Raw genomic sequence first — 26,910 nt, forward strand, 5'->3', positions numbered from 1 at the left:
ATTCATCCTACTCTCTCGCCACGCAGTGCCTGTAACTCCCGCAACAGGGGCTCACCGATAACATTGCCTCGCCAGCCGGCCAGGCGCCCCTCCAGGCAGGGCTTATCGGACTGCACCAGCGCTTCCAACTCTTTCTTGCGCACCAGGATTTCCGCCGGCAGGCGGCGTTCCTCGGCGACCTCGCGCACACGCTGGCGCAGCTGCTTGAGGCATTCCCCCTCGCGCCGGTCAAGGGGCCGCGGCATGGCCGGAGGCGTATCGTCACGCCCTGCCGCACGCCCAATAATCTGCAGCAGTATATCCCCGTACTCCCGCAGCGCCTTGCCTTCAAGCCCCGGTTGCGCCATAGCGGCGGCGTGGTTCGGCAACTGCTGGGCCAGGTTCATACAGACACTCTCTTTCAGCAGGTGATTGCGCGGCATGTCCCGCAGGCGCGCCTCGCGCTCACGCCAGGCACAGAGATCCTGCAACGCAGCCAGCTGCGGGCCGCTCAGGCGCCAGGCGCCCTTGACCCGCTGATAGTAAAGCTCCGGTGGCTGCGGATTGCGTGCGGCACTAACCAGCGCCGCGCAGTCTTCCTGCAGCCACTCGAGCCGGCCCTGTTCCCGCAAACGCTTCCACAGCACACCGTAGACCGGTGGTAACCAGGCGACATCCAGGGCCGCATAGTTTTTCTGCGCCTCGCTCAGGGGGCGCTGCAACCAGTCGGAGCGGGTCTCGCTCTTGGGCAACTCCACATTGAGCAGTTCATGGACCGTGGCGGCATAGCCCAGGCCAGCCCCCATACCGGTCAGGGCCGCTGCGATCTGGGTATCGAAGACCGGGTCGGGTATTGCCCCCAGCAGCCGCTCCAGGGTCTCCAGGTCCTCACTGCAGGAATGCATGACCTTGGTAACCTCCGTATCCAGCAGCAACTCCCGCAACGGTTCCAGGTCATCAATTGCCAGGTTGTCGATCAGGTAGGCGTGCTCTCCATCCCCGACCTGGACCAGCGCCGGCTGTGGATAAAAGGTGCGGCTGCGCATGAATTCGGTATCCAGGGCCACAGCTTTCTGCCCGCGCCACTTTTCACACAGTTGTGCCAGCTGCGCACTGTCATCCACCCAGACGGGTGTGGTGTCCACATTGAGCATCGAAACCTCAGTTACCGGAGAAAAACGCCGTACGGCTGTTGAAGGCGTGCGCGAGGGTACCGCCATCGATATATTCGAGTTCCCCCCCGATAGGTACACCATGGGCAATGCGGCTCACGGCAATACCCCGGTCACGGGCCCGCTCGGCGATAAACTGCGCGGTGGCCTCACCTTCGACGGTGGGATTGGTGGCGACGATCAGTTCCTGCACCGGCTCGCGATCGAGCCGCTGCTCCAGCAAGTCGATGCCAAGGTCTGCCGGCCCCACCCCGTCGATCGGGGAGAGATGCCCGTGCAGGACAAAATAGCGGCCGTGGTAATTACCTGCCTGCTCGATGGCCAGCACATCGGCCGGCGTCTCGACCACGCACAGTGACGCGCCATCGCGCCGGCTGCTGCCGCACAGGGCGCAGAGCTCCTGCTCCGTGAGGGTTCGGCACTGCGAGCAGCGCCCAACCTTCTCCACAGCCAGCTCCAGGGTTCGTGCCAGCAGGCCCGCCGCGTCGCGGTCCCGCTCCAGCAGGTACATGGCCATGCGCTGGGCGGACTTGGGGCCGACGCCCGGCAGACAGCGCAGGGCGCGGATCAGGTCTTCAATCAGGGGACTGAACATAGGTACGGGTAGCCCTTAAAACGGGAACTTGAAGCCTTCCGGCAGGTTCATGCCGGAAGCCAGGCCACCCAGCTGGTCTTTCTGCAGCTTTTGCGCCTGCTCTTCCGCCCGGCGCACCGCATCGTTCACCGCGGCGGCCACCAGGTCCTCAAGCATTTCCTTGTCTTCACCCATCAGGTCGGGGTCAATCTCGACCCCGGTGACGTCGTGGCGGCCGTTCATGGTGACTTTCACCATGCCGGCGCCGGCCTCGCCGACCACGCGCAGCTCATTGAGTTGCTCCTGCACTTTTTGCATCTTTTCCTGCATGTCGGCCTGCATTTTCTGGGCCTGCTGCATCAAATCGCCCAAACCTTTCATGGTCTCACTCACTCTCTTTCAGGTATTCAACCGAGTCGGCCACCAGTTCGGCGCCGAGCTCCTCCTGCAGTTCCCGCACCAGCGGGTCCTGCGCCAGGGCATCGCGGGCCGCTGCGGCCCGCGCCTCGCGGGTCGCCTGCACCAGCCGCGCGGGGGTGGTGCCATGTACCTGGCCCACCTGGATATGGACATTCACCGGCTGCTGCACAAAGTCACCGATGACGTCCGCCAGCCGGCGCTGGTGCACCTCGTCATACAGGCTGCTGTAGGACTCATCGAGGGTAAAGGACAGTATATTGTCCTGCCGCCCCACCAGTTCCAGGTGCATTGCAATGGAGTGCAGTATGCCGGTAATCCCCAGCTGCGGGTACAGTGCGGGCCAGTTGCCCGGGGTCAGGGCCTCCAGCCGGGCCCGCGGCGCCGCCGGTGCTGGCTCCGGTTCAGGTGCCGCTGGCTGGGCTTCCTCGCCGACCACCGGGGCAGACTCTACCGCGGCAACCTGCTGGCGCAGCTGCTCGCGCAGCGCCGCGCGCTGGTCCGTCGCGGCCCCCGATTCCGGAGACCGGGGTTCGGGGCCGCCCTGGACGGGGCCGCCCTGGACGGGGCTGCGCTGTTCGGTAGCCGGAGCCGGCTGCCGCGGCTGGGGAAATGGCCGCTCCACAGGCTGGGGGCTCTCCATTCGCTGAGGGCTTTCCACGGGCTGAGGGCTTTCCACGGGCTGACGGCTCTCAAAATGCTGGGCACCCTGCCTTTCACCGGGAGCTTCCTCCCACGGGGGGGGACTGTCCGGGAAAGCGCTATCGCCGGGGTCCTGCGGCGCGCCGGCGGTATCCGGGGCAACTTCCGCTCCTGTCACAGACAAGTTTTGCGCCCCGGCGGGGGCAGGCTGAGGGTCCTGGTGCTGCGGCGCAGTGACTGGTCCCATGGGCTGGGGGCCTGCGGCACCCTGCTGTTGATTTGTGAACGCGGGGCCACTGGCCCGCTGCGGAGGTACTTCCTGCGGGGGGAGGTCCTCGGCCTGAGGGCTCTCTATCCGCTCAGGGCTGTCCATCCGCTCAGGGCTGTCCATCTGCTGAGAGCTCTCTGTACGCTGAGGGCTCTCTGTGCGCTGAGGGCTCGCAGCAGGTGCGGGCGCTGCGCCGGCAGCCGCAGGCTCGGGCGGCGGTTGTACAGGGGACGCGCCGGCTTCAGCCGGCTCCGGGCTCGGTTGGGACTTTTTTGCCTCGGGTTCCTCCGCGCTGGCCGGCTGGCCGGAGTCCAGCCGGGCACTGGGGATATCCGCCACACCCTGGGGCCGGAAGGCCAGCATCCGCAGCAGTGCCATCTCGAAGCCGCTGCGCGGGTCCGGCGCCAGCGGCAGGTCACGGCGAGCCAGCAGGGCCATCTGGTAATAGAGCTGTACGTTTTCCGGGGCCAGTCGCGCCGCGTGCTGTTGCAGGCGCTCTCCGTCACCCAGCGTGTTGTCCACCGACTGGGGCAGGACCTGGGCCACGGCGATACGATGCAGGTTGTTCGCCAGCTCAGCCAGGGCGGCACTGAAGTCCGGCGCCTGCCCGGCGAGTTCCTCCACTGCGGCGAACAGGGCCGGGGCGCTCTCATCGGCCAGGGCTTCCAGCAGCTTCCATACCAGCCCGGTATCAATACTGCCCAGCATGGCACGCACCTCGGCCTCGGCCACCTTGCCACCGCCAAAGGCGATGGCCTGGTCGGTCAGGCTCATGGCATCGCGCATACTGCCATCTGCGGCGCGCCCCAGGTGCCACAGGGCCCCCTGCTCAAACGGCACCATTTCCTGCTCAAGCACAAAGCGCAGGTGCTCCACCACGCGCTCCGGGCTCATGTTCTTCAGGTTGAACTGCAGGCAGCGGGACAGGACAGTGACCGGTAGTTTCTGCGGGTCGGTGGTTGCCAGCAGGAACTTGACGTGGGGAGGCGGCTCTTCCAGCGTCTTCAAGAGGGCGTTAAAAGAGCTGTTGGAAAGCATGTGCACCTCGTCGATCAGGTACACCTTGTAGCGGCCGCGGGTCGGCGCATACTGCACATTTTCCAGGAGCTCCCGGGTATCCTCCACCTTGGTACGTGACGCGGCATCCACTTCAATCAGGTCGACAAACCGGCCCTCGGCGATCTCCGTACAGGCCGTGCACTGCCCGCAGGGTTCCGAGCTGACCCCACTTTCACAATTGAGGCATTTGGCCAGGATTCGGGCAATAGTGGTTTTCCCCACCCCCCGGGTGCCGGCGAACAGGTAGGCGTGGTGCAGCCGACCGTTATCCAGGGCATTGATCAGGGCCTGCAGCACATGCTCCTGCCCCACCATTTCCCGGAACAACCGCGGCCGCCACTTGCGTGCCAGTACTTGATAACTCATCCGTTCTCCAGCGCCCCCGGCGCCCTGTGAATTCTGTCAGCGTTGGCGCCTGTGGCGCGGGGCCATTATAACGGGATCACGGGCAAGTTATAGCGCCGCGACCACCCCGGCCGCCCGCGAGGCTGGTAATCCGGGGCAGGGATTTCCCCGAGCCCCCTCGTCGGCGGGGAGATGGCTGTGATATAACTGTGCGCCAGCTCGCAATACAACAAAATCACAGCGGGCGTAGTTAGGAATCCCACTTATCGATGAATAAAGGTCGGAAAACGCTTCTCGAAAAGCTGTTTGCCGAACACGGCCAGGCGCTGGTGCGCTTTGTGACCCGCATTGTCAGGAATACTGAGGATGCCGAGGACATTGCCCAGCACGCCTACCTGCGCCTGCAGAAGCTCAGCGACGAGAAAGAGCTGGACAACCCGCGGGCGTACCTTTACCAGATCGCCAACAACCTGGCCGTAGATCAACTGCGCCGCGGCCGCCTGCACATGGATTATGTCAGCCAGCAGACTCCGGCAGAGGGAGAGCCCCCGGCTGACGACCACGCCGACCACCAGTCCCCTGAACGGGTGCTTGCCGCCCGCCAGCAACTGCAGTCTATATACGAGGCAATGGACAGCCTGCCGCTGAAGTGTCGCCAGGCATTCCTCCTGCACCGGACTCGCGGCCTCTCCTACAACGAGATTGCCCGGGAAATGAACACATCGGTGAGCAGTGTCGAAAAATATATCCTGCAGGCCCTCAAGACCTGCCGCCAGAGGGTCACTCCCCCCTGACCACGGCCTGTGCCCCAGCGACTACACTTCCCGACGACAGTGCCAGGCAAAACCAGTCAGGGAATCTTCATAATCCACTGCTACCGTGCGCCTACGGCCACGACCGCCGGCACACCCAGGCGGGAACCATCAACCGGACGGTGCTGTCGCGGACTAAGCCGGCCAGGGCGCCTGCGCGCTGTGCCAGCAAAGGCTTCCGAGAGCCAGCGCACAAGCGTTGTGCGCAACGAGTTAGATTTTTCACAAAAACACTTGAGGGATCCACTGTGCCGGTCGTCTCATCTCAAGAGCCGGTCATCTGAGCACAAAAAGCGGGCCCGGCAACACAGGAAACGCTAAGATTCAGCGCAATTGATAGAAGTTATTGCGCGAATGGTTAGCAGGACGCAGAAAAACGCGCCAATAGTGCACTTTGCAGATAGAATGCGCCGTTTTGGGGCGGCCAGCCGGCCACCCCAGCTGCAGGCAGGCGTAACAGGATTCTTAAGTAAACAGGATAAACAGTGGTGAACTCAGCGGGCGGACAGACAATTCCCAGCGATGAGCAGCTCGACCAGGCCTGTGCCTGGATCGCGCGCCTGCGCTCGGATTCTGTTTCCGCAGCCGACCGCCGCGAGTTCACCCACTGGATCGGCAGCGCCGAGGCAAATCGCCGCGCATTCGATGAAATGTCCAGCCTGTGGGGCGACCTCGGTGCCCTGCGTCACATGCCGATCAACGAACTCTTCCCGGAAAGCCTCCCCAGTGCGTCGAGCCGCCCCGCTCCTGCAGCCCGCAGCACGGCCACTGCGAAAAGCACCGGCTGGAGCTGGCCACAATGGCTGACCGGGGGAGGCCTGGTAGCCGCATGCCTCGTTGTGACCCTATGGGTAGGCAACCAATGGCTGGCCGGGGAAGCTGTAAATCAACAGGTTTACGCCACCGTCGTTGGCGAGACCCGCACTGTCACCCTTGCGGATGGCACGCGGGTACAGCTGAATACCAACTCCGAACTCCAGGTGAGCTACAGCCGCGAGGAGCGCCACACCGCCCTGCTCCGCGGCGAGGCGTTTTTCGATGTGGAACGCCAGACATCACGGCCATTTATCGTTGCGGCAGGCAAGGCCAATATCCGCGTCCTGGGCACTGAATTCAATGTGGAACGCAACCCGGATAACACCCGCGTCTCCGTTACCGGGGGCGTGGTCTCGGTGAGCGAGTCCAGCAGCGCCAGCGGCCTGCGCCCCGAATCTGTCAAACTGGTCAAGAACCAGAAAGTCAGCGTATCCGGCAGCGGCCTGAGCCAGGTCAGTACCACTTCCGCTGACGAAGCGCTGGACTGGACCCGCGGTGTGCTCGTGTTCGACCGCACGCCCCTCGAGGACGCGCTGGAAGAGCTGAACCGTTATCTGTCAGTACCGGCAGAGGCTGAGACCAGTGTGCGCGAACGCAAGCTCTCCGGCACTTTCGAGCTTTCCGATCCGGACAGCGCCCTGAAAGCCATTGCCGCGGCCCTGGACCTGCGGGAAGATCGCAGCAACCCTGACCTGACTCTCTTGTCTCCCAAGCCTAACTAAGTTATAAAACTGCCCGGGCGGATAAATATTAAACAGCTTCCCCGCTGATTGCCGCCGATCACTATAAATCCTGATAAAAAGCAGCGGCCTCCCGGTCAGACGGGCCGCCGTTGGCGTGGAACGGGCAAGCAGATTGATTAAACGGCTCTGGGCCTCCCTGTCACTGGCGACATTTGCAGCGCTACCCGCGTCTGCCGATACCGCGTGCCCGGCCTCCGGAATCCAACTGCCCGCCGGCAATCTCTCCAGCGCCCTGATCACGCTGGGCCGGCAATGCAAGATTTCCATCCTGGTACAGACTTCAGCGGTACATGGCTACACAGTGCCAAGCCAGAACCTGCCATCCGAGGATGGGGACTTTGTGGCCGCACTGGAGCAGTTGCTTGGCAACTCCCCATTTGACTACCGCCGCATCGGTCCCGCGGCAGTGGCCGTGGTGGCCCGCACGGGATCCCCCGTCGAATCCGCTGACGACGCCCCCCCGTCGCCCACGGAAGAGATCACGGTTACCGGCCGCAGCCTGACCGGTACCCACCTGCGGCACAAGCGACTCAGCAGCTACGCGCCTATCGACATCCTGGCCCAGCCGGAACTGGAAATCACCGGTGCCCAGACGATCTCCGAGCTCCTGAAATTCCTGCCGGCGGTCTCCGGCAACTCCACCAGTACATCGGTCAGTAATGGGGGCGACGGTACGGCCAATGTCACATTGCGCGGATTACCCGCCAGCAACACCCTGGTTTTGATTAACGGGCGACGGATCGTAAGCAACGGTTTTGGCGGCGAGACCGCTGACCTGAACACCATTCCCCTGTCCGCCGTCGACCGGATAGAAATCCTCAAGGATGGGGCCTCGGCCGTATACGGTTCGGACGCCATCGCCGGCGTGGTCAACATTATTCTGCGCCGTGACTTCGAGGGGCTGTCCCTGAACACCTACTTCGGCGCCGCCGAACAGGGCGACCAGCAAACCACTTCGAATCACCTGACCTGGGGCCAGGCATTCGAACAGGGCCACCTGATGTTCAGCATCGCCCATTACCAGCAGGGAGAACTGAATAGCCGCGATCGCGCACTGTCCGCCACCGCGGACAATCGCAGCAGGGGCGGTACCGATCTGCGTTCCGCCGCCTCTCCCGATGGCTATATCGCCCTGCCCGATGGACAGGTCGTGACCAATGCTGGCAGCGGTGGTTACCGCGAATGGACCCAGGAAGACCGCTATGACTACAGTGAATTTACCACTGCAGTAGTGCCTTCAGAGCGCTGGTCGGCCTATATGGCCGGGGAGCTGGCTCTCGAAGACAACAGCACACTGTTCGCCGAAATCATGGGTGTGCAGACGCAGGCGGAAACAATCTTTGCCCCGACGCCGGTATTCACCCGTTTCGATAATGGCGACCTGCAAATCAGTGCAGACAACACCTATAACCCGTTCGGCCAACCGCTCACCGATGTGCGCAAGCGTGTGCTCGAGCTGGGCCCACGCGAGCAGGAAAACCAGACTGACACCTGGCGTGCCAACACCGGCGTGAAAGGCGCCTGGGACAGCTGGCAATGGGAGCTGGCCCTGAGCCTGCACTACACCAAGGCCGAGGAATCGCTAAGCAACCTGATCGACCCTGACCGCCTGTCCGCAGGATTAAAGGGAGCTGATTGCAACGCTGATCCCGACTGCGTTCCGGTTAACCTACTGGGTCCCAGTGGCAGTATTGATGCAAACCAGCTGGACTTTATTCGCGCACAGAGCCGGGTGACCGGGGAAACCGAGATGACGTCGCTGACATACATCACGGACGGTATTCTGGCCAGTTACGGGGCTGGCGACATTCCCGCGGCGGCAGGTATCGAACTCCGCAGCGAAGCCATTGACTTCCGCTCCAGCGACGCGGGCAAGCTGTCCAAGATCGGTGGTATCGCCGCAGGTGCGGCCGAGGGCACCCGACTGGTCGCCGAGGCCTTTACCGAAATCTCGATACCATTGCTGGAAGAACAGCTCTGGTTCGATGCTGCCCTGCGCGTGTCCGACTACAGTGACTTCGGCAGCACCGCCAACCCGAAAATGGCGCTGCGCTGGAAAGCTTTTCCGTCACTGATGATTCGCGGCACCTACGCCACAGGTTTCCGGGCCCCGAACCTGGTTGACATGAACCAGACCGGCTACCAGAGCCAGGAATTCCTGTTCGACCCCTGCACCCGGGAAAATGCGGACACGCTGCCCGGCTGTACCGGCATTGCAGACAGCTCCCGTATCCAGTTCCTTACCGAATTCGGCGGGAACAGCGACTTGCAGCCGGAGACCTCTGACAACCGGACCATTGGCCTGGTCTGGACCCCCGAGGTGGCAGAGGGATTCGCGGCAACACTGGACCTGTTCGACATTCGCCAGAATGATGTGATCGACACCAGCCCCCAGTACCTTATCGACCAGAATGCCAATCGCGGCCTGTTCTCCAGCCGGGTGCTGCGCGATGCACAGGGCGATATCACCAAAATTATCGCGACCCGCCTCAATATCGGCGCGCGCGAAGTGCGGGGGCTCGACCTGGCATTGCGCTATGAAAAGTCTTCCGAAAAGCTCGGCCAGCTGCGCTGGTCTTTCAACGCCAGCCACCTGCAGCGCTACCTGAACCAGCCGGCGCCCGGCGCCGAAATCGAGGACCTGACCGGCACATTTGTCGATCCGGCCAGTGGCGGTGCCGGCTCGCTTCCGGAGTGGAAGGCCAACACCGGCATATACTGGAAACGCAAACGCTGGGAAGGCGGGTATACCATCCATTATGTGGACACGCTGGAAGAAACCTTCACCCGTGGCTCTGTGGCAGTAACGCGCAAAATCGACAGCTGGACCAGCCATGATATGCAGGTTGCCTACGCCATGCCGCAGGGCATCCGTGTAGCGGTGGGCGTCGACAACATGTTTGACCGAGCCCCGCCTTTTGCAGCAACCGCATTCAATGATAATCACGACGGTCGCACCTACGACCTGAGTGGACGCTACTGGTATACAACCCTGTCCTACAGCCTGTAGCCATATCCCCGCGGCTCGCCCCTGACCAACGCCCCCGGCTTATCCCCAACCTTCTCTGGCATTTTATTTATCAGAATACGCCGCCTTAGGCGTACGAATGTTCGAAGCAAGCTTTCCATGTAGAAAAAATGTTCTAGTGTTTTAGCAAGCCTCTGTTGATAGTAGTTAGCAGTTGTCATGGAGGGCACTGCCGAATTCGGCGTTTAGAACCGGTATCAGGAGAGGTATACCATGGACAGATCCCGTCTATCCCGGGCAATTAAGGGCGCAATCGCAGCCACCGCCGTATCTTCAAGCTTTTTTGCCACTTTGTCGTTTGCTCAGGAAGTGGAGGAAGTTGTCGTTACCGGTACACGCATCCAGCGTGCGACCGATGCTACCAGCGCCACCCCAATCAGCGTTTTTGATGCAGCGGCGCTGGAAGCGTCTGGCCAGACAACGCTGGAGGATTTCCTGCAGGAAGTCCCCTCAATGACTGGCGGCCAGCTGGGTTCTTCGGTCAACAACGGCAACCCCGGCCTGGCCACCGTATCGCTGCGCGGCCTGGGCTCTTCCCGGACACTGATCCTGCTGAATGGTCGCCGCCTGAGTTCCTCCGGCCCCTCTACCGGTGTGGTGGACCTGAATACCATTCCCACCACCGCCATCGAGCGGGTGGAAATCCTGCGGGATGGCGCCTCGACGATTTACGGTTCTGACGCCATCGCCGGCGTGGTCAACATCATCACCAAGAAGAATTTCGAAGGTGCCGAGGCATTCTTCGACGCGGGCACCTCGCAGGAAAACGACGGCCAGGAATACCTGGCGGCCTGGACCTTTGGAGCCGCCTCAGATGACGGTGACGGGCACGTAATGTTGAATGTCCAGTACACCAGGCGCCACGATATTTTCCAGGGCGACCGCAAGTTCTCCGATTGCCCGCTGTTTGAGAGCGGCGGCTCAGTGCTCTGCGGCGGCAGTAGCTATACCGTTCCCCCGCGCTTCTTCAGCGATAGCTTCCCCGGGGGCCCGATCCTGGATGCCAATACCGGCCAGATACGCCCGTTCAACCCGGCAGGGGATGCGTTCAACTACGCAGAGGTCAGCTACCTGATTACCCCACAGGAAGTGGTCACTTTCTACGGCTTTGGTGACAAGGACTTGTGGGACTGGGAGAACTTCACCACATTCGGCACCTTCGGTGAGATTCTCTACGCCAACCGCCAGTCTGACCAGCTACTTGCCCCAGAGGGCACCTTCTTCCAGCCCACAGTACCGGCCACCAACCCCGGCAACCCGACCGGAGAGGATGCCATTATCCTCCGCCGGCTGGTGGAGACCGGCGGCCGCTCGTTCAACCAGGACCTGAGCATGTGGCGGGGCGTGGTTGGCTTCGACGGCGAAATCTGCAACGAATGGACCTGGGATATTTCCTACAACTACGCGCGCTGGATCGACTCACAGATCGATCGCGGCCGCGCCAACCCCGGCCGCTTTACCACCCTGCTCGATCCTGCTCTCTGCGCGGCGGACGAGGACTGCGCCGCAGCAGCAAGCGAGGCCGGCGTAACCGCCTGGGATCCCTTCCGGCCGGGCACCTTCACCCAGCCGCTGCAGGACTATGCGCTGGTGGTCAACTCCCCGGTGGAGAAAGCCACTCTCAACAGCCTGCAGGTCAACCTGGTCGGCGATTTCTATGACTGGTCGATCCCCTGGGCCAGCGAAGACCCCGCGTGGGCCGTAGGCTACGAGCGCCGCCGGGAAAGGACCGAAATCACCGTCGACGGCGCCGCGTCCCTGGGACAGATCTACTTTGTCAGCGGCGTGGACTGGGGCGGCTCCTATGACGTCGACGAGTTCTATGGCGAGGTGCGCCTGCCCATCATAGATGGCCGTGAGTGGGCAGACCTGCTGGCCGCCGAGCTCTCGTTCCGCTACTCCGACTATGACACCATCGGCAGCGACACCACCTGGGCCGGGGTGCTGGAATATGCGCCCCTGGAACAACTGCGCTTTCGCGGCACCTACGCCGAAGGCTTTCGGGCCCCGGGCCTGGACGACCTGTTCCTGCCCCCGACACAGTCTGCAGAAACCTATACCGACCCCTGCGTGAATTACGGCAGCAGCGGCAACTCAGTACTGCGGGATAACTGTGCCGCCGACGGCCTGCCACCCAACTTCGAGCTGGGCAACTCCCAGGCCACCGGCCTCTTCGGCGGTAACGAAAACCTGAAGGCAGAGGAGTCCGAGAGCTGGACCCTGGGCATCGTGTGGACGCCGACGTTCGTGTCGGACCTGAGCTTCTCCGTCGATTACTTCGATATCAGCGTCGACAATGCCATCGGCACCTTCAACACCAATACCATCGTCAGCAACTGCTACAACAGCCCCGATTTCAGCTCGCCTTCGTGCGCCCTGATCACCGGTGCCGGCGCTGTGGGCCTGACCTCACTGCCCACCAGCCCGCGGCGGGACCAGAGTGGCACCATTGCCGGCCAGCTACTTAACGCCCAGAACATCTCCACGTTCGAAACCTCAGGCGTGGATTTGGGGGCCGAATACAGCCAGGATCTGGGCCCCGGGGTCTTCACCTTCACCGGTAATGCCACCTGGCTGGATGAGTGGAAGTTCCAGGCGAGTGAATTCGAGCCAGAGGTCGACCTGTCCGGTTACTACGGTGTTGACCCGGTCACTACCCGGATCGCGGCCTTCCCGGAATGGAAGCTGTATACCAGCTTCGGCTACGAGTACGACTGCTGGTCCACCAATGTGATCGTACGTATGGAGGGCGAAGTCGAGGATATCGATCCCCGGGATGTTGACCTGGCCACCCGCGTGGACAGCACCTGGTACACCGACTTCAACTTCCGTTACTTCCGCTGGGAGAACGTCACCCTGTCGGGTGGTATCCGCAATGTCTGGAACCAGCAGCCGCCCTATGTCACCAACTACGATGACATGAACACGCTGCCGCTGAACTACGACACCGTGGGCCGGTTCTACTATGGCCGGGTAGCCTTCTCCTTCTGATATGCCCCTCTCGCCCCGCCCGCCAGGGCGGGGCGCGCTCGGACAAAAAACCACCACACTGATCATATTTTGCCCCACCCCAAAGCTCCCTCACCTGTCTATTCAAAAATTGCGAAAAATTCTACGAATTTATTGAGGGGATCCTTCCGTCATCCGTCTCTATCTCTGTTGGGAAGGAAGCGACCACTTGGGGGTAGTCGTTTCCACTATCGCCATTCGTGGCAAAAGTCCAATAAATCCAACGATCAAGAGAGGATTTACAATGAAAAAGAACCTCCTGTCCGTAGCTGTAAAGGGAGCCATTGGCTTCACCGCAGCCGCAGTAATGGTTCCAGCCATGCCCGCCTTCGCGCAACAAGACGCGACCCTGGTGGAAGAGGTTGTAGTTACCGGTTCGCGTATCCAGCGCGACGCCAATGAGACAAGCGTTAGCCCGGTTACTTCCGTCGGCGCAGAAGACTTCAAGGCCACGGGCGTCGTGCGCGTCGAGGATCTCATCAATGACCTGCCGCAAGTCGCTGCCACCCAGACCGCTGGTCAGGCCAACGGTGCCACTGGTACCGCCACTGTCTCCCTGCGCGGCCTGGGCTCTACCCGTACTCTGGTACTGATTGATGGTCGCCGCATGCCCGCCGGCTCACCTCTGGCAGGTGGTTCTGGCGCTGACCTGAACCAAATCCCGGGTGCCCTGGTTGAGCGTGTTGAAGTACTGACCGGTGGCTCCTCTGCCACTTACGGTTCAGACGCCATTGCCGGCGTTGTGAACTTCATCATGATGGACGACTTCGAAGGTGTTCGCTTCGAGTCCCAGACCAGCGTCTATCAGCACAACAACGACAATAGCGACATTCAGGACCTCGTAACCTCCAACGGCTTCGATGTCGCCGATGGCAGCGTGACCGATGGTGAAACCAATGATTTCTCCATGATCATGGGTGCAAACCTGGACGGTGGTCGCGGTAACGTGACCGGCTATGCCAACTACCGCAAGATTGACGCTGTCCTGCAGTCAGACCGCGACTACAGCGGCTGTGCCCTGGCTGGCTCCCCGGACTCTTTCGGTTGCGGTGGCTCCGCCACTCTGCCTTCCGGTTTCTTCTCTCCGTTTGACGGAAACTACTACACCGTTTCCGGTGATCAATTCGTTGATTGGGATGGCAGCTACTACAACTACGGCCCCCTGAACTACTTCCAGCGTCCCGACGAGCGCTGGACTATGGGCGTATTCGGCCACTACGACATCAACGAGAAGGCCACTGCCTACACCCAGCTGTCTTACGCTGATGACCGCACCGTGGCACAGATTGCGCCGTCTGGTAACTTCTTTGTTACCAACAGCATCAACTGTGACAACCCCCTGCTGTCCGACCAGCAGCGTGACCTGATCTGCACCAGCGCAGGCCTGGGTCCGGACGATGATGCTCCTTACTACATCGGACGTCGTAACGTTGAAGGCGGTCCGCGCCAGGATGACCTGCGTCACACCACCTTCCGTGGCGTATTTGGTCTGCGCGGCGACCTGAACGACACCTGGGCTTACGATGTATATGCTCAGTACTCTGAAGTGAGCATGGAAGAGACCTACCTGAACGACCTGTCCGCAACCCGCATCGGTCGCGCGATTGACGTTGTTACTGACCCGGCGACTGGTGAGCCGGTATGTCAATCCGTTCTGGACGGCAGCGATCCGAGCTGTGTGCCCTGGAACATCTTCCAGGAAGGTGGCGTAACCCAGGAAGCTCTGGATTACCTGGTACTGCCCCTGTACGCCCGCGGTACCACTGAGCAAGAGATCTACTCTGGCTACGTGACAGGTAATCTGGGTGACTACGGTGTGCAAATGCCGACTGCTGACACTGGTGTAGCCGTTGTCATGGGTCTGGAAAGCCGCCGTGAAGCCCTGAACTACAGCCCGGACAATGGTTACCAGTCAGGTGACGGCGCTGGCCAGGGCGGCCCGAGCAAGCCGGTAAGCGGTTCCCTGAGCGTTAAGGAAGCCTTCACCGAGATGAATGTACCGCTGGTTTCCGGCAAGCCTGGCGCCGAGTACCTGGGTCTGGAACTGGCATACCGCTACTCCGATTACTCAACCGACGTAACCACCAACACCTACAAGGTAGGTGCTGACTGGCAGCCGATCGAAGACGTTAAGCTGCGTGCCAGCTTCCAGTCCGCCACCCGTCACGCCAATATCCGGGAACTGTTCACCGGCCAGGGCATCGCACTGTTCGACATGGACTTCGACCCGTGTGGCGGTGAAAACCCTGAGGCGAGCCTGGCTGAATGTCAGAACTCCGGCGTAACCGAAGCTCAGTACGGTAATATCCCGAACAGCCCGGCCGGTCAGTACAACTACATCCAGGGCGGTAACCCAGAGCTGGATCCGGAAGAATCCGAAACCTACGCACTTGGTTTTGTTTACACTCCGAGCCAGATCGACGGCCTGAGCGTGAGCCTCGACTACTTCAACATTGAAGTAACTGAAGCAATCTCCGCTGTTGATCCGGGCTTCCTGCTCGACCAGTGTATTGCTACTGGCGACAGCTCGCTGTGCGGTCAGATCGACCGTGGCCCGAATGGTAACCTGTGGATTGGCAGCGCTGCCGTTGTCTCCACCAATGTAAACATTGGCTACTTCGAAACTGCAGGCGTTGACATCAATGCCAACTACGGTTTCGAGATGGGCAGCATGGGTACCATGGACCTCAACTACATCGCCACTTACCTGACCAAGTATGACCAGCAGGAAATCGTTGGTGCAGAAGTTGTCGACTGTGTTGGTAACTGGGGCGGTTCCTGTGGCCAGCCTACTCCGGAGTACGTCAGCACTCTGCGTGCAACCTGGGGCACCCCGGTCACTGGCCTGGATGTAACTGGTGCTTGGCGCTACATTGGCGAAGCTCAGGACCTCGGCGCGAACGAGGCCAATTTTGATGCCATGAACTACTTTGACGTGTCAGCAGCCTGGGCTGCTACCGACACCCTCACTGTTCGCAGTGGTATCAGCAACGTCCTGGACGAAGAACCGCCTCTGACCGCTGACGCGGGTGCAGGCATCTACGGCAACGGCAATACCTTCCCGGGCGTTTATGATGCCCTGGGTCGTTACGCCTTCCTGGGCCTGACTGTAGATTTCTAACAACAACTAGATAAAATCACAGTCTCTAGCGCGGCGGGTTTCCCGCCGCGCTTTTTTTTGCCCTCAAGATTTTTTTTCCTGCCTTATTTCGCGATATAGTTATCGCAAACATCATCACTTAGCACACCATCAGGTAATCCCGAAGTATGCCTAAATCGTCGCAGAACCAGACCGATCAACTGTTCATCGAAGCACGTCAGGCAATCTCCCAGGGGCGCCCACGGGCGGCTATTGAATACGCCCAGAAGGCCATCTCGATTGACCACAGACAGTCTCGCCTCTGGCATCTTTTGGCAGACGCGATCTCTATCAGCAAGGGCCCGGCCGCTGGAATTACCATCCTTGAGTCAGCGCTCCAGGATCACCAGGATATACCTAATGCCGACCGCGCCTCCCTACAGATTCATCTCGCATCCAGCTATTTGAAAACCAGCGATCTCGGCTCTGCTGCCACCAGCATAGACCTGGATCTAGTCACCGCACTGGACGACCCGAAGCTGGCGGCGAGAGCTGGCTACCTGCTAGCCCTTTGCGAAGAACATAGTGGAGCACTGCGAGCGTTTGAATGCGCGCTCGCAAAAGACAAGGAAAACCCGGAGCTGCTTTTCAATGCGGCGGCGGCCCACCGTTCAATGGGCAACCTGAAAGCAGCTGAGAAACTTTACGACCAGGTAATCAAGCGAGCCCCGGACAGCTATCCCGCCTACTGGCTCAGGTCCTCGCTCCGAAAGCAGACCCCGGGAAATAATCATATCGCCGCACTTCAGCGAGAGCTGGCTAAAGATTCTACCTCCGTTGAAGGTCGAACCCACCTGAATTTCGCCCTGGCCAAGGAGCAAGAAGACCTGGGTAACTATAACGAGAGCTTTGCAGCTCTCAGTTCAGGTGCCCGCCTCAGGAAATCTGAGTCGCAATACAATGTCGAGGGGGACATCCAGGCGATCGACACCATCCGCAGGTCATACAGTGCCGAGCTATTAAGCCAAGCCCCCGGAGAGGAAAACCGTGCAGGCGAGGGAATAATCTTTATTCTGGGAATGCCAAGGACAGGTTCAACCCTGGTCGACAGAATCCTGTCCAGCGATGGGGCAGTTGACTCCGCCGGAGAACCCGACACATTTGCGCAACTTTTCTACCGTGACGCCATGCAAGCAGCAGGGATCAGAATACTGAATGCGGAAACCCAGCTGAAAGCCATTGAAAAAAGCACGGAAATTGATTTTGCGAAGCTGGGAATCAACTATCAGGAGATGCTATCAAGGAGAGCAAAGCACAAGAAGAGTCAATATATCATCGACAAGAACCCCAGTAATTTCCTTTACCTCGGGGCAATAAAGCTCGCCCTTCCTGGGGCAAAGATCATTCATATCCAGCGTAACCCTATGGATACCTGTTACGCCATATTCAAGACACTCTTCAAGAGTGCCCATCCGTATTCGTACGATCTGGCAGATCTCGCCGAATACTACAGTGCATATGACAGCCTGATGAAGCACTGGCGCAGCACAATCGGTAACGGCTTCCTCGAAGTTCGATACGAGGATCTGGTGCAGGCCCCGGAGGCCACATCACGGGTTCTTATGGAATACTGTGGCCTGGAGTGGCGGGAGTCATGCCTGCAATTCCATAGCAATAAAGAAAAGGGCACCGCAACTGCCAGCGCGGCCCAGGTGCGCAGGCCTATCTATGCCGATTCCGTGCAGCTCTGGGAGCGATATGCAAGCCAGCTAGAGCCGCTGAAAGTGATTTTGGAGAGAAAGGGTCTGCTATGAGCAAACACCGCACCCAGCCGGGAATTAGGGGAAGCCACTGGCCAGATCAGTGATCTTCCCCAAGCCCCTGCAGGAACTTTCGGTAATGGACAAAACGCCCCGAAGAACGCTGGTAGAGGGGTTTACGAACCTGCCAGATACTTGCCGTTCGCACATGCCCCTCGCTGCGAGTAAAGTCCAGGCAGGCATCCTCCCAATCCAGCCCAAGGAAACCCAGCACCCTGCCAAGCACATCCCTTGGGGACTGGACAAACTCCTCGTAATGAACCTCTTGGATGCTATCGGGAAACAGGGATTTCCAATAATCCATGAGGCGAACCTGCTGCCGGTAATAATGGCCAATGGACTCCAGGTCAACAGAGTAGCTCATCCCGCCACCCAGTTGCTGAAAATAAATCGACAGGCAGTTATCCAGCACTCCCCTTCGCGTCCATAGGATTTTCGCTTCGGGAAACATACTCTTGATCAGGCCCAGATGCAGGAAATTGTCCGGGCGTTTGTCAGTAAAGACCGATGGATTCCCGAGCCGCTCACGCACAAACTCTTGGTATTCCTGTGCCGTGTGCCGCAGGAATTCCTCCCCCCTTTCAGGCAAGCTCAAGGGGTACGCATCCCCCAACTGTTTCACCAGGCGAGGAATAAATTCGAGCTCGCCACCGGCACGTACCCGCGAATGACCTGCTAGTACACGCTCCAACAAAGTTGATCCAGAGCGCAGCATACCGCAGATAAAAACCGGGGCCAGGTCCGATATCACCGGCAGGCGGCCGTACCATTCCCGGTCGAAGGTGGCGATGATACTGTCGACAAGCCGCTCCTGAGCCACAGGATCGTAGGGCCGAAAGCGTCGGCGACCAAGGTTATTGGCCGACTGATATGCAGCGAAAGCGGCGTCATACTCCCCACACTCATCCAACACTTTGCCAAGGGCAAAGCCCAGCTCTTCCCTCTCCAACGGCGGTACACCTTCCTGCTGCAAGGCACGCCTTAGCCTGGTGATCAGAGGGTCATCAGCCTTACTCGTATCATTAAGGTAAGCTAGCCGACTGAGCGCGGGAAAATAATTTCCGTCGATAGACAGGACTTGTTCATAGAGCCTCCTGGCTGCATCCTTGTGGCCGCGCTCCTCCTCCAGGGATGCCAGGTTAAATATTGCGGGAATATAGTCAGGGTTTACAGACAGGGCATGCTGCAGGCACTTCTCCGAAGCCTCCTGATCCTGCAGCTCAGAGTAGACAAGCGCCAGGTTGTTATACACTTCCTCCTGGCTAGAAACACCACGCTCGATTGCCAACTCATAAGCAGCTGCTGCCTCGCGGTACTGTCCAAGCTTTTTAAGCTGCCGCGCCATATTAAACAGGCTGTTTGGCAAATTGGCATTTATCGCCAGCGCCTTTCGGTAAGCGGCAATACTGTCCTCTGGAAGGCCAGCAGCATCACACTCCGAAGCCAACCTCAGCAGATAGTCAAGGGAACGGGGATTGATATCCAGCAGGTCGTGAAGAGTCTTTATCGCTTTTTGTCGCTGCCCAGTGTGCAGATAGAGCTGGCAGAGTTCACCGAGTACGCCTTCGCGCTCCATACCGGTCTCGAGGAGCTGAAGATAACAGGTCTCTGCTTTCTCCGGACGAGAATTGGCAATGGCTTCTCTAGCTTCCTTGAGAGTCGCGATAAATACTGCTTGATCCATGAATTACCCGTCGAGTGGAAGACTCCCAATTTAATAAACAAGAGCAATTTGCTGGCGGCAGTGCGATTCAGGGAACAATATACTCTAAAAGCCTGAATTCGCTGGCTGCCGCCTTCAAGTATCAACCTCCGGCGGGATTTCCCTGCACGGATCTCCTGTTCGCGTTCCCTACCATCGTCTTAGAGCCCCTGGCCATGTTTCCCCACTGCTCAGCGGTCATACAGGCCTCCTGCTTAAAACGTGACCCGGTTATCTGTCGCTTCTTGCAGAGAAGTCGATCTTTCGGATTGGCAGAGCTGGCACCCGGCGGGCCCTGCATTTCACCAGGACTCGACAATTCAGCGCCGGCATCGCTCCCCCCCGGGAGTGGTGCTGGCGCATGCGGTAACCAGGAAGCCGGTCAATGCCAGGCAAGCTGCTCTTCTTATAGGCACTGAGACAACTCCTTATTGTTACCACTTGATATGAACATATGAAGGGTTAGATTCTATACGCTTGCAGTACACCAAGTACACAGCGCTATACGAAGCTTTTTCGGTATACTGTGCAAGATATTTGCTTTCCCTTTCCCGACGCAAGAAGGATAACCATGGATGCCTTTACCGCCTTTTTGACATTGCTATTCGTTATGGATCCACTGGGAAATATACCGGTGTTCCTGGCAGCACTGAAAAATGTCCCGCAGCGCCGACAACTTTTTGTGATCATGCGAGAACTGATCTTTGCGCTGATCGTTTTACTCGTGTTTCTTTACGGCGGCAGATTTGTACTGGCCTGGCTTGGACTGTCGCAGGAAGCTATCCGTATCGCCGGGGCAATCATTTTGTTCCTGATTGCGATTCGCATGGTATTCCCCAGCGAGGGCGGCATCATGGGTGAACGACTTGACGGGGAACCTTTCTTTGTGCCACTCGCAGTCCCCCTCGTCGCGGGCCCCTCTACCATGGCTATCCTGATGCTGATGACAAACAGCGAAGGCGAACAGCTAATGGACTGGACGCTGGCACTGCTCGGGGCCTGGGGCGTGTCTGCGGTTATCCTGCTGGCATCAGCGCCATTGGCAAAGCTCCTCGGCGGACGCGGGTTGATCGCCGTGGAGCGGCTGATGGGCATGGTACTGGTTATGCTCGCGGTACAGCTGTTCCTCGATGGAGTGAAACAAAGCCTTGCGTAATATAAACAAGTGCAAGTGCCCTCATGATTTGCACTGAATTCACCGGAGCTGGCCCGTTGCGGCAGCTCCGGCAGCCACACTGCTCAATCATCAGCCAATTCGACAAACCGTTTTTCTTTTTGCAAAACAAAGCAATCATCCTAAAAAAAATCTCTTCTTAGTATGAGCTTTCGATTTTAATCATTTTGCAACACACCCATCCTACCCGGCCGCCCACTTTTTGCACCACTCGAACAACATTTCACCAGCCCTCACCTGCCAACATCACTCCCGCATAGTCAGGTAAGTTCCATTAATCATTTTGATACATTAAAGTCAGCTCGCGCATTAAGGGCACGAACCGCACAAGGTCATGCAAATACCTTGTAGCGCAAACCAAGCCGCCTCAGAGCGCGGCGCCAATAACGGCAAGCAGTCCTCACTGTACGGGGTGCCGTTTAGATCATTCGCCTCATAAGGCTGAATCACTATAAATCCAACGATTCAAAAGAGGATTTACAATGAAAAAGAACCTCCTGTCAGTAGCTGTTAAAGGCGCTGTTGGCCTTACCGCAGCCGCAGTTATGGTTCCCGTTATGCCCGCCTTCGCCCAGGGAGACGCGACCCTGGTTGAAGAGCTTGTTGTGACTGGCTCGCGCATCAAGCGCACAAATTTCGACCAGTCCGCCCAGGTTGTCAGCATGGACCGCGCCGATATTGAGGCAACCGGCAGCCTGATGATCTCCGACACCCTGCGTGCCACCCCGCTGAACTCCCTGGGCTCCTTCAACGAGCGCTCGGGCAGCTCCGCCCAGTCCAACGCCACTGTCGACCTGCGGGGACTTGGCTCCCAGCGCAGCCTGGTCATGGTTAATGGCCGCCGCCTGCCGGGCTCCCCGAACCTGGGCGCCGCATCCGTCAACCTGAACATGATCCCGATGACCGCCGTTGAACGGATCGACATCCTGGCTGACGGTGCTTCCGCTGTTTATGGCTCCGATGCGGTTGCCGGTGTTGTCAACCTGATGATGCGCGAAAACTTTGAGGGCCTTGAGTTCACTGCCCGTCGCGGCGAGCGCTCAAACGACGACGGTATTGAGGAGTCCTTCGGCTTCATTTCCGGTATCACCAGTGATCGTGGCAACGTAACCTTTGCCGCTGAATACAACCGTCGCGACCCGATCTTCGACGCTGACCGTGACTACACAGCAGCCTGGGTTCGCGATAATAATGGCGACGGACGTATCGATTCCTACCTGGATACCGATGGCTACTCCTACTACGGCAAGTCCATCCAGATCTCCGATCCGAATACCAAGTATTACGACATCCAGGCCGCCAACAGTTGCGGCAACGATTCTGCTTTCCTGGAAACCGGCGCCCTGGCTTTCAACGAGCCCGAAGGCACCCTGTGTAACTACAACTATGCGAACGTCGCGGCCAACAAAGCCGAGCTTAACCGCGTCAATACCTTTCTGAGCGCAAATTACGACATCTCTGAAAGTGTCGAGTTTTTCACCAACATCCTGTTCTCGAAGGTAGATTCATTTGGCCGTTATGCACCGCCGGCTGCCAAGTGGGAAGACATGCCAGCCGACTACAGCGACGTTCCGTTCGATGTTGACGCCCTTCTGGCCAGTGGTGACATCACAGAAGACTACGAGATCACCGGTTATTACCGCTGGACCAATATTGGCCCGCGCGATAATTTCGTCACCGACACCCAGTACGATTTCACTGCAGGCTTTCGCGGCGACCTGCCCAATGGCATGAGCTACGAGACTTACGCCCAGAAAGGCCGTTACGAGTCCAAGGAAAACGGTAATTACTACCTGTCGTACCCGGGACTGGACTATGTTCTGGCCGAGGGTATTGACCCGCTTTCCGCCGAAGGCGCAACCAACATGCGCGCTACCACCAGCCAGGACAACTTCACTTCACTGTCCAAGGTCTACGGTCACTTGCAGTTTGACGCCGGCGACTGGTTCGGCGCCGGTGAGACCATCGTCCTGAGTGGTGCCGAGGCTTACCAGATTGAATACGCAAACCAGTACGACGCTGCCTCTGAGGCGGGCCTCGTAGGCGGAAGCTCTGGCAACTCCGCCGCTGGTGAACGCGATGTCGCCGCGGTGTTCGCAGAAGCAATCATTCCGGTCACCGATATGATCGAGATGAATGCGGCTGTTCGTTACGATGATTACAGCGACTTCGGCTCGAACGTTGCGCCGTCCCTGTCTGCCACATACAACGTGACCGACACTCTGAGCCTGCGTGCACGCGCCGGTAAGGGCTTCCGCGCCCCGGCTCTCGATGAGCTGTACGGCCCGTCTGCCTTCTCCGCAGAAAGTGCTACCGATCCGGCGTCCGGCGTTTCCCGCCAGTGGGACACCTACTACTCCACCAACGAAGACCTGGACGCGGAAACTTCCACTTCTCTGTCTATCGGCGGTAACTGGGAATTCGTCAGCGGCTGGAACCTCGACGTGGGCGTTTGGAACGTGGAAGTTGAGGACGTAATTGTCCAGCCTTCCACCCAGGAGATCTTCTGGGCTCGTGCTGGCGGTGTGGAGCTGGATCCGTCTACCGGTATTTATATCACCGGCTCTGGCGCTGATACCGAGGTGTTCTCCAAGACCACCAACGCGGGTATCCTGGACGTTACCGGTGTAGATGTGAAACTGGATGGTGGCTTCGACACCGAGTTCGGCATGATCACCGTAGGCGGGCTGGTCAGCCAGCAGCTCTCTTACGAGAAAGATGCCTTCTATCTGGGACCGGTACAGGACGTTTCCACCTTTAACCTGTACCCTGACATGCGCGGCCAGTTTATTCTGGGCTGGAGCATGGGCATGCATGCTGTTGACCTGACCGTCGACTACGTCGCTGCTCATGATGAGCTCACAGAGATCGCTGACAACGGCACCCTGTCCAAGAGCGGTGAAGATCTTGATGACTGGACCACCCTGAACCTGTCCTATCGCCTGGACACCGAGTCGCTGGGCTCCATCAAGGTCGGTGCCCGCAACCTGACCAACGAGGACCCGGTACTCGACAAGGACGGCAAGTACGCTCGCGAGCACTTCAACCTGTACGACAACACCGGTCGTATGGTTTACGCCGAGTACTCTGTTGCCTTCTAAGGCACACAGTGATTCTTAAGATAACTTAGGAAGGAAAAGGGCCAACTCAGTTGGCCCTTTTTTTTGGAAACTTGTGTATATCTATGCGCTTGCACCCAAATACTGTCTCCCTTAATGAAAAAAGCCCCCTGCATATGCAGGGGGCCCACGTTGAAACAATTACTCCTGACCGCCTTTATCAACCATCAGAAATCATAGCTGACTCCGGCAGTTACATAACGCCCGAGAACGTCATACAGACCAATTGCACTAAATGAGTTCACAGCAGTCGGCGGCTCCTCATCAAAGACATTACGGACAGACAGGCTGGCCCGCAGGTTGTCGTTGAACTGGTAACCCAGGTAGGCGTTATTCAACCAGTAATCCGGTACAACGGGGATGTCACGGGACTCAGGCGTATCGTCGTTGTCGACATTGGCCTCACCAATGTACTGCGCCTGCCAGCTGGCGGTCAGGTTATCAAGGTTGTATGCCAGGCTGAACTGCCCCTGCCACTCCGAGAAACCGATCTCGCCAGCGTCGACTTCAAGGTCCTTGCCAGTAACGGAGAACTGCTGTTCTTTGATGTGGAACGCTTTCATACCAACATCAAAAGAGCCCGGGATACTCCAGTTGGCCAGGTCGAAATTATAGGTCAGATCGGACTGGACACCGCGGAAGTTGTAAAAGCCAGCGTTGCGGAAGCCAGTAGTGAAATCCACGACCTGGAAGCTCTCATCGCGGGTAAAGTTATCACATGCAGCATTATCCTGGTCACCGTCGTAACAGGCTTCCATCAGCACCGTCAGCGACAACTTCTCAATTGCATCTTCGATGTCAATGTTCACCCAATCGACTGTCAGCTCGAGACCTTCTGCAAACCCGGGAGCCCACACAAAGCCCCAGGTAGAAGCATCAGCACGCTCATTCAACAGGTCCGGATTACCACCGGTGAAGCCCTCTTTGGAGGCATTCACAATCTCAGACTGGTACGAGTCGGGATCGTATGCGTAACCCGCTGCCGCCGCTTCCGCCTCACAGTTTGCACGACGCTGGGCAGGATTCTCGCCTTGCCCCACATAGCGCTCATCACAAGGATCATTTGCAGATGAGAAGGTCTCAGACAATGGCAGCAGAGCCTCGGTTACAGCCGGTGCACGAATCGACTCCGTTACGTTACCGCGCAGTGTCAGTGCGCCGACAACCGGAATATCGAACATAATGCGTGTACCAATACTCCAGGTGTCATCCTCACCAGCCTGGGAGTGATCCACCGTACGCCAGGCACCCTCAATCTCCATACCTTCCAGAGCGGGCAACAGATCCGCTGGGAGCACCGGGATTAACGCTTCGGTGTAAAATTCCCTGGTGTCGAAGCCACCGGAGAGCGGTGAAAGTGCGGCGCTCCGGCCGAGCCCCTGGCGCATGAAATCGTCGGGACGGAACACGGAGAATTCGTCTCGTATTTCATAGCCGAAGCCCATGGAAAGTGGTCCCGCCGGAAGGTCAATCACATCACCATTGGCGTTCAGGCTGATAATCTCCTGCTCCAGGTCCCCCCAGGTAACCGCTTGGGTAGTGACATAGTTGATCGCTGCCTGGTCGGTAACCGTACCCATTACATTTAGCGGCACACAATCTGGATCACCGGAAACACACACGATATTGCCGTTGGCGTCGGTGGTGACATCGATAGCCTTTTCGTAATTAGCCTGTACCAGCTGTGTTCTAGTTGTCGTGGAAGAGCTTTCACCCTTGTTGTAGGTAAATTCCCAGTTCCAGCCCCTCCCGGCCAGGTCCATATCCCCTTTAAGCCCCAGGACATAGCGGAACATCTCGTTCTCACCACCGGTACGGCCACTTTGCGATAAATCGTTCATACCCTTGTGCAGGTAAAAAGTGCCCCCTGCAGGCACATCATTCGCCATTAGCAGCTCGCGATCACGGGCATTCAGGTATGGATTATCAATAGAGAGCGGCAGGGCAGCCGCGTCGCCACCAAATATGCCGGACTGGTAGAACGGCTGGGCGTTGGGATCACTGGACTCCGCGGTGTAGTAGTTGATCTCGGCAAAGGCCTGCATGCTATCGCTCAGGTCGTAGTGACCCATGGTATTAAACAGGTTGCGCTCGATTGGCGCACGAATCGAGTCGTAATTCTGCAGCAGCAGGCCGTCACCACCAATAAAGTTGATGATGTTACCGGATGGCTCACCGATATTGATCTGGGTCAGGTGGCCGTCGCTGCCAAAGCCGATCGGGTTGCCATCCTCGTCTGTCATATTCTGACCGATTGCGAACAGGGGCAAACCACCCGTGGCTGTGGGGATGCCTTCTTCCGTCAAAACGGCAATTGATCGCCCTTTGTCAAAAATCTTGTCTGGTATTCCGTCATCGGCACCCTGGCTTTCCGGATTCTCGAAGAAGTAGTAGTAATCACCGGTAAAGTCACGGTCGTTCATAAGTACGGCATCAGCCTTGTTGTACTCATAGCTTGCCACTACATTACCTCGGCCATTCGAAAAATTCTGACCGATAGTGATAGAGGCCTTGTGGTCACCTGCATCGTTTTCGCCATGGGCAAAACCACTGGAAAACTCGGTTTCTACACCTTCAAAATCATCACGCAAAATTACATTGATCGTTCCAGCAATTGCATCTGAACCATAGATCGGCGCACCGCCCACAGAAACCACATCCACGCGTTCAATCAACGCAGTCGGCAGGGAGTTCAGGTCAACCTGAAGCCCGCCAGTCGCACCAAATGCAGTGGGGGCATTGGCAGCAACTACCCGCCGGCCGTTCACCAGCGTCAGCGTACGCTGGGAGCCCAGGCCATAAAAGTCAGCGAAACTCTGGCCAACGTTATTCGGGTCTGATTCAGCAAGGCTGGTACCTGACGGAACCATCATCGGCAGACTGTTGAGGGCGTCAGCCACATTGGTATAGCCATTGGTATCGAGGAAGTCCTTATCAAGGCTGGAGGCGGGCTGCATGGTGTCATAACCGGCACGGGCAATCCGGGACCCCGTCACATACACCTCTTCAATCAGCTCCCTTTCACCGGCCTTCTTGACGCCTTTCTTCTCACCGGAACTCATGTCTTGAGCCATGGCTGGCAACATAGCCACAACTGCGGTAAAACCAATGGCAGCCCTGATTGCGCTCACGAGATTTTTTTTATGCATAGA

Annotated in this window: 14 protein-coding genes; 8 read left to right on the top strand and 6 right to left on the bottom strand. The window is 58.6% G+C overall.

Annotation, left to right across the window (positions count from 1 at the left end; translation table 11 throughout):
- Window positions 1–2: 2 nt before the first annotated feature.
- Genes rnd through dnaX form a run of 4 tightly spaced genes read right to left on the bottom strand, consistent with a single transcriptional unit; the run spans window position 3 to window position 4,477 of the window.
- Entirely contained in the window at window positions 3–1,133 is a 1,131-nt protein-coding gene (gene rnd, locus LVD11_RS08605) for a ribonuclease D (protein WP_237057960.1), read from the bottom strand.
- Between the two features lie 7 nt (window positions 1,134–1,140).
- Window positions 1,141–1,746 (bottom strand): recombination mediator RecR, encoded by a 606-nt coding sequence (recR, locus tag LVD11_RS08610; protein WP_237057962.1) that lies wholly within the window; start codon window positions 1,744–1,746, stop codon window positions 1,141–1,143.
- Window positions 1,747–1,761: 15 nt separating this feature from the next.
- Entirely contained in the window at window positions 1,762–2,106 is a 345-nt protein-coding gene (locus tag LVD11_RS08615; protein WP_237057964.1) for a YbaB/EbfC family nucleoid-associated protein, read from the bottom strand.
- 4 nt (window positions 2,107–2,110) lie between these two features.
- The gene (dnaX, locus tag LVD11_RS08620; RefSeq protein ID WP_237057966.1) at window positions 2,111–4,477 is read right to left on the bottom strand and encodes a DNA polymerase III subunit gamma/tau; all 2,367 of its coding nucleotides are present in this window, start codon (window positions 4,475–4,477) and stop codon (window positions 2,111–2,113) included.
- A 248-nt stretch (window positions 4,478–4,725) separates the two neighbouring features.
- Between dnaX and LVD11_RS08625 the strand changes: the two genes are divergently transcribed.
- The 6 genes from LVD11_RS08625 (at window position 4,726) to LVD11_RS08650 (ending at window position 17,757) form a co-directional block, all read left to right on the top strand.
- Window positions 4,726–5,250: an RNA polymerase sigma factor gene (locus LVD11_RS08625; protein ID WP_237057968.1), complete on the top strand. Its 525-nt coding sequence runs from the start codon at window positions 4,726–4,728 to the stop codon at window positions 5,248–5,250.
- Window positions 5,251–5,756: 506 nt separating this feature from the next.
- Complete coding sequence (locus LVD11_RS08630; protein WP_237057970.1) at window positions 5,757–6,806, top strand: FecR family protein; 1,050 nt, start codon at window positions 5,757–5,759, stop codon at window positions 6,804–6,806.
- A 133-nt stretch (window positions 6,807–6,939) separates the two neighbouring features.
- Window positions 6,940–9,837: a TonB-dependent receptor gene (locus tag LVD11_RS08635; RefSeq protein ID WP_237057972.1), complete on the top strand. Its 2,898-nt coding sequence runs from the start codon at window positions 6,940–6,942 to the stop codon at window positions 9,835–9,837.
- Between the two features lie 231 nt (window positions 9,838–10,068).
- Entirely contained in the window at window positions 10,069–12,846 is a 2,778-nt protein-coding gene (locus LVD11_RS08640) for a TonB-dependent receptor plug domain-containing protein (protein ID WP_237057974.1), read from the top strand.
- A 262-nt stretch (window positions 12,847–13,108) separates the two neighbouring features.
- Window positions 13,109–15,985 (top strand): TonB-dependent receptor plug domain-containing protein, encoded by a 2,877-nt coding sequence (locus tag LVD11_RS08645; protein ID WP_237057976.1) that lies wholly within the window; start codon window positions 13,109–13,111, stop codon window positions 15,983–15,985.
- Window positions 15,986–16,131: 146 nt separating this feature from the next.
- Window positions 16,132–17,757, top strand: coding sequence for a tetratricopeptide repeat-containing sulfotransferase family protein (locus LVD11_RS08650; protein WP_237057984.1), 1,626 nt, complete (start codon window positions 16,132–16,134; stop codon window positions 17,755–17,757).
- 46 nt (window positions 17,758–17,803) lie between these two features.
- Here LVD11_RS08650 and LVD11_RS08655 read toward each other — a convergent pair whose 3' ends face one another.
- On the bottom strand, window positions 17,804–19,447 hold the full coding sequence (locus LVD11_RS08655; RefSeq protein WP_237057986.1) for a tetratricopeptide repeat-containing sulfotransferase family protein: 1,644 nt from the start codon (window positions 19,445–19,447) through the stop codon (window positions 17,804–17,806).
- Between the two features lie 589 nt (window positions 19,448–20,036).
- Between LVD11_RS08655 and LVD11_RS08660 the strand changes: the two genes are divergently transcribed.
- Window positions 20,037–20,621: a MarC family protein gene (locus LVD11_RS08660; protein WP_237057988.1), complete on the top strand. Its 585-nt coding sequence runs from the start codon at window positions 20,037–20,039 to the stop codon at window positions 20,619–20,621.
- Window positions 20,622–21,121: 500 nt separating this feature from the next.
- Window positions 21,122–23,740, top strand: coding sequence for a TonB-dependent receptor plug domain-containing protein (locus tag LVD11_RS08665; RefSeq protein ID WP_237057990.1), 2,619 nt, complete (start codon window positions 21,122–21,124; stop codon window positions 23,738–23,740).
- 185 nt (window positions 23,741–23,925) lie between these two features.
- On the opposite strand, the gene LVD11_RS08670 is transcribed toward LVD11_RS08665, so the two are convergent.
- Window positions 23,926–26,907 (bottom strand): TonB-dependent receptor domain-containing protein, encoded by a 2,982-nt coding sequence (locus tag LVD11_RS08670; protein WP_237057998.1) that lies wholly within the window; start codon window positions 26,905–26,907, stop codon window positions 23,926–23,928.
- Between the last annotated feature and the right edge of the window lie 3 nt (window positions 26,908–26,910).

The organism is Microbulbifer sediminum (assembly GCF_021729035.1).
Lineage (GTDB): Bacteria > Pseudomonadota > Gammaproteobacteria > Pseudomonadales > Cellvibrionaceae > Microbulbifer > Microbulbifer sediminum.

Excerpts from the sequence above, each read along its gene's own strand:
- LVD11_RS08625 (WP_237057968.1), top strand. The coding sequence starts at position 4,726 with ATGAATAAAGGTCGGAAAACGCTTCTCGAAAAGCTGTTTGCCGAACAC.
- LVD11_RS08645 (WP_237057976.1), top strand. The coding sequence starts at position 13,109 with ATGAAAAAGAACCTCCTGTCCGTAGCTGTAAAGGGAGCCATTGGCTTC.
- LVD11_RS08640 (WP_237057974.1), top strand. The coding sequence starts at position 10,069 with ATGGACAGATCCCGTCTATCCCGGGCAATTAAGGGCGCAATCGCAGCC.
- LVD11_RS08665 (WP_237057990.1), top strand. The coding sequence starts at position 21,122 with ATGAAAAAGAACCTCCTGTCAGTAGCTGTTAAAGGCGCTGTTGGCCTT.
- LVD11_RS08655 (WP_237057986.1), bottom strand. The coding sequence starts at position 19,447 with ATGGATCAAGCAGTATTTATCGCGACTCTCAAGGAAGCTAGAGAAGCC.
- LVD11_RS08650 (WP_237057984.1), top strand. The coding sequence starts at position 16,132 with ATGCCTAAATCGTCGCAGAACCAGACCGATCAACTGTTCATCGAAGCA.
- recR (WP_237057962.1), bottom strand. The coding sequence starts at position 1,746 with ATGTTCAGTCCCCTGATTGAAGACCTGATCCGCGCCCTGCGCTGTCTG.
- dnaX (WP_237057966.1), bottom strand. The coding sequence starts at position 4,477 with ATGAGTTATCAAGTACTGGCACGCAAGTGGCGGCCGCGGTTGTTCCGG.
- LVD11_RS08660 (WP_237057988.1), top strand. The coding sequence starts at position 20,037 with ATGGATGCCTTTACCGCCTTTTTGACATTGCTATTCGTTATGGATCCA.
- rnd (WP_237057960.1), bottom strand. The coding sequence starts at position 1,133 with ATGCTCAATGTGGACACCACACCCGTCTGGGTGGATGACAGTGCGCAG.
- LVD11_RS08670 (WP_237057998.1), bottom strand. The coding sequence starts at position 26,907 with ATGCATAAAAAAAATCTCGTGAGCGCAATCAGGGCTGCCATTGGTTTT.
- LVD11_RS08615 (WP_237057964.1), bottom strand. The coding sequence starts at position 2,106 with ATGAAAGGTTTGGGCGATTTGATGCAGCAGGCCCAGAAAATGCAGGCC.